The organism is Streptomyces sp. NPDC002265 (assembly GCF_040296125.1).
Lineage (GTDB): Bacteria > Actinomycetota > Actinomycetes > Streptomycetales > Streptomycetaceae > Streptomyces.
Genome location: NZ_JBEOWS010000585.1, coordinates 1 through 3312 on the forward strand (window position 1 = coordinate 1; position 3312 = coordinate 3312).

The following is a 3312-nucleotide window of genomic DNA, read 5'->3' on the forward strand; positions in this document are numbered from 1 at the left end:
CGAGGAGCTACCTTCGGGGGCGTGCGGCCGGCACCGACCCGGTGGAGGCGGTCGGGGCCGCACGCAGCAGAGCGAGACCCTGGCCGGCGCCCGGACCCACACCGCTGCCCGCCCGGACAGCCGTACGGGAAGCGGCGCTCGTGCCCGTGCCAGGGGCCGTGGCCCCGCCGGTCCCGGTGCTCGGCGGCGCCGGGACGGAGACCGCCCCGGACCGCGCCGACTCCGCCTGGCCGTTGACCGCCGTCACCGCGAACTCGAAGTTCCAGTTGCCGGGGAAGAGGAAGGTGACGCCCCGGTCCGGGGTGTCCGAGATGTACTCGTCCGACAACCAGGGGCCGTTCTCCGTGCGGTTGCGGTACCAGACGCGGTATCCGGCGGCCTGCGGGGAGCCGCTCCAGTTGAGCTGCACCGACACGGCATCCAGGGACTTGATGCGCAGGTCCGTCGGCACCGGCGGGGTGCCCGCGCCGACGGTGACGGGCCGGGCGCCCGTGGGCAGGCCGCCGCCCACCGCGTTCCAGGTGTCCATCGCGACCAGGTAGTGATGGCCCGGGGTCAGCCCGGTGATGTGCGCCGAGGTGCCGCGCACCGCCGTGCTCTGGATGAAGGCGCCCGGCGTGTCCCTGTCCCAGGTGATGATCTCGTAGCGGTCCACGCTGTCGCTGTACGGCCCCGTGGCGGGCTCCCAGGAGAGGTCCACTCCGTCCAGGGTGGCGTGGGTGAGGACATGCGTGGGCGGAGCCGCCGTGTGCGGGTGGGCGGTGGCCCGGATCACCGGGGACCAGGCGGAGACGCCGTCGCCCGCGTTGTCGACACGGACGGAGTACTCCCACTCCCAGCCGTCCTGGGTCCAGGTGGTGTCGTGGCGGTTCGCCTGCACCGGTGTCTCGTTCCACGCGGTCGCGCCCATCAGCCGGGAGCGGACCGTGTAGCCGCGCGCGCCGTACACCCGGTCCCAGGTGACCGTGACGCCCAGGTCGCTGGAGACGGCCCTGACGTTCCGCGCGACGTCCAGCGGGCGTTCCGGGACCGAGCGGGGGACGTCGGGGACGGTCTGGCCGATGCCGTACCGGTCATGGAGGGTGGTCTCGAAGGCGTGCGCGATCTGGAACTCGCCGAGCGCGTTGGGGTGCAGCCCGTCGTAGCCGGCGGGGCAGGCGTCACGGGCACAGCGGTAGTTCCCCGACCAGTTCACGACCTCGACCGGCGAGACGGGGGTGCTCCACCGCGGGACGGCCCGGCGCAGCATCAGGTCGTAGTCGGTGGTACTGACCGGCAGGTCGTCCCGGCCGCCGATGTAGGTGCGCTGAGGGACGTCCGCGACGGCGAACTTCACGTCGGGACGGGCGGCCCGCGCCTCGTCCACGAACGTCTTCATGCTGTCGAGCGTCCCCTGCGGGCCGCTCACGAACCAGCCCATGTCGTTGAAGCCGAGGCCGACGAGGATCAGGTCCGGGTGGTACTGCGCCACCATGCCCCGGATCAGCTGCTTGTCCTGCATCGCCTGCCGGCCCCAGACCCCGAAGTGGTCCCTGTCGAAAGCCGGGTCGACGCCCGCCGCGTAGCCACCGGAGGTGTCCGGGGCGTCCGGCGAGGCGCCGGGAGTCTCGTCCTGAAGGGGCGGCCGCGCCGGGGGCTGCGGCTGGGCCTGTGCCTTGGTCCCCTTGTACGGGCCGACGAAGTCCACGGCGACGTGCTCGTCGTGGAACCACTTCCACAGGCGGTAGCGCCAGGTCGAGTCGCCCTCGTACCCCTGCGTCATGGAGTCGCCGACGACCATGACCCGCAGGGGGACGCTGTTGCCGACGCCGCGCTGAAGCTCTCCGAGGCGCGCCACCAGGCGCGGCACCATCTCGGCCAGGTGATCTCCCAGGTACGTCAGCGGGCTGCCGAAGTTCCCCAGCCGGGCGGCGAGGCCGCGCAATGTCTCCTGGAGCCCGCTGACGAAGGTTCCGGCGCTCTCGCCGGCCCACTTCACCAGGGCACCACCGAAGGCGCCTGTCACAGCGCCCCAGAAGGCAGCGGCGAGCAGACCGCCCCACGTGTCCGCGTCCTTGAAGTCCGCATGGTCGAAGGACGCGTTCATCATCTCGGTGACGAAGCCGCCGACCCCGCCGGCGACGGCCCCGCAGACAGGGGCGGCAGCCGCGGCCCCGGGCGCGAATACGACGAGGCAGATGCCGCCCGCCGCCACGCCCGCGGCCGCGCCTACGCCACCCGCGATGAACTTCTGCCACCATGTGGCGCTCGTGCCGATCTCTCCCGTCGGCAGGACGAGGACGATGCTGTCGCCCACGGTCGTGATCCGGCCGTCGTAGTCACCGGCGTCCGTCGTCGGGTAGAGCCCCACCGCGTTGTCCCGCGCGTGGTCGTAGAGCGCCTGGGCGAGGGTGTGCCCTGAGCTCTGGTCGGCCTGGACGGCGGCGACCGTTTGTCGGGCCAGGGCGCGGGTCTCGTTGCGGCGCTCGGGCACGTTGTAGTCGAAGGCGACGACGAGGTCGCTGTCGCTCTGGGCGAGCGTGCGCAGCGAACCCGCGCCCCCGGCGCAGCCCATGCGGATGGTCATCGCCGGGGCGTTCGCCACGGCGTCGAAGGAGGTGGCGTGCAAGGCGCACGCCGTACCGGTGTCCTGTTCACCCGCCGCCGCCGGTCCCGAGCCCAGGGCGGAACCCGCAACCACCATGGCCAGGGTGAGCAGGAGCACCACCAGGTGATCGGCGAGAGCGCGGCGCGGACCCGTCCTGCGCCGTCTCCCCGCTGCCGATCTGTGTAACGCATGCATCGTGAACCGTGTTTCCTTCCGGATCGTCAAGAGGTACCGCCGCCGGGCCGGGCGCATGGCCGGGGCGCGCGCCGCGGGACACACCTCCCGCGCACGACCGGCCCCCCAGGGGGAAATTCCTCGTACCCCTCCGTGATCGCCGGTCCCTGCCCGCACCCGCCCCTCGCCGCCCTGCAGAGCACGCGTAGCCCGGCATGAAGATCATCATCGCCCCTCGGAGCACGCCGGAGCACTGTCACGTGAAAAATGCACGAACTCCGGCCGGGTCCGAGCCGTCGCTCGTCCCGGGACCGTCGCAGCGTGAGTCCCCGGCGCGCCCTGCCGGATTCATAACAAAAATGTCCGCTAGATCGCTGTCTATATTGTTAACAATCTTGTAGCGTGCGTGACGCCTTCGCCCGACGCATCTGCGAAGCGCTCGGTTCTCAACGAGGGGAGACCCCATGCGGCGGCTCTCGGCGTCCCCTGGACGCCGCGCACGTGCACACACCTCACCGGCTTCGAGGAAGGACGCTCTGTGACCCGGAAGC

General features: G+C 71.8%; 1 protein-coding gene. It reads right to left on the bottom strand.

The window, feature by feature from the left end; genetic code table 11:
• Positions 1-7: 7 nt before the first annotated feature.
• Entirely contained in the window at positions 8-2704 is a 2697-nt protein-coding gene (locus ABT085_RS45135) for a fibronectin type III domain-containing protein (protein ID WP_351622711.1), read from the bottom strand.
• Between the last annotated feature and the right edge of the window lie 608 nt (positions 2705-3312).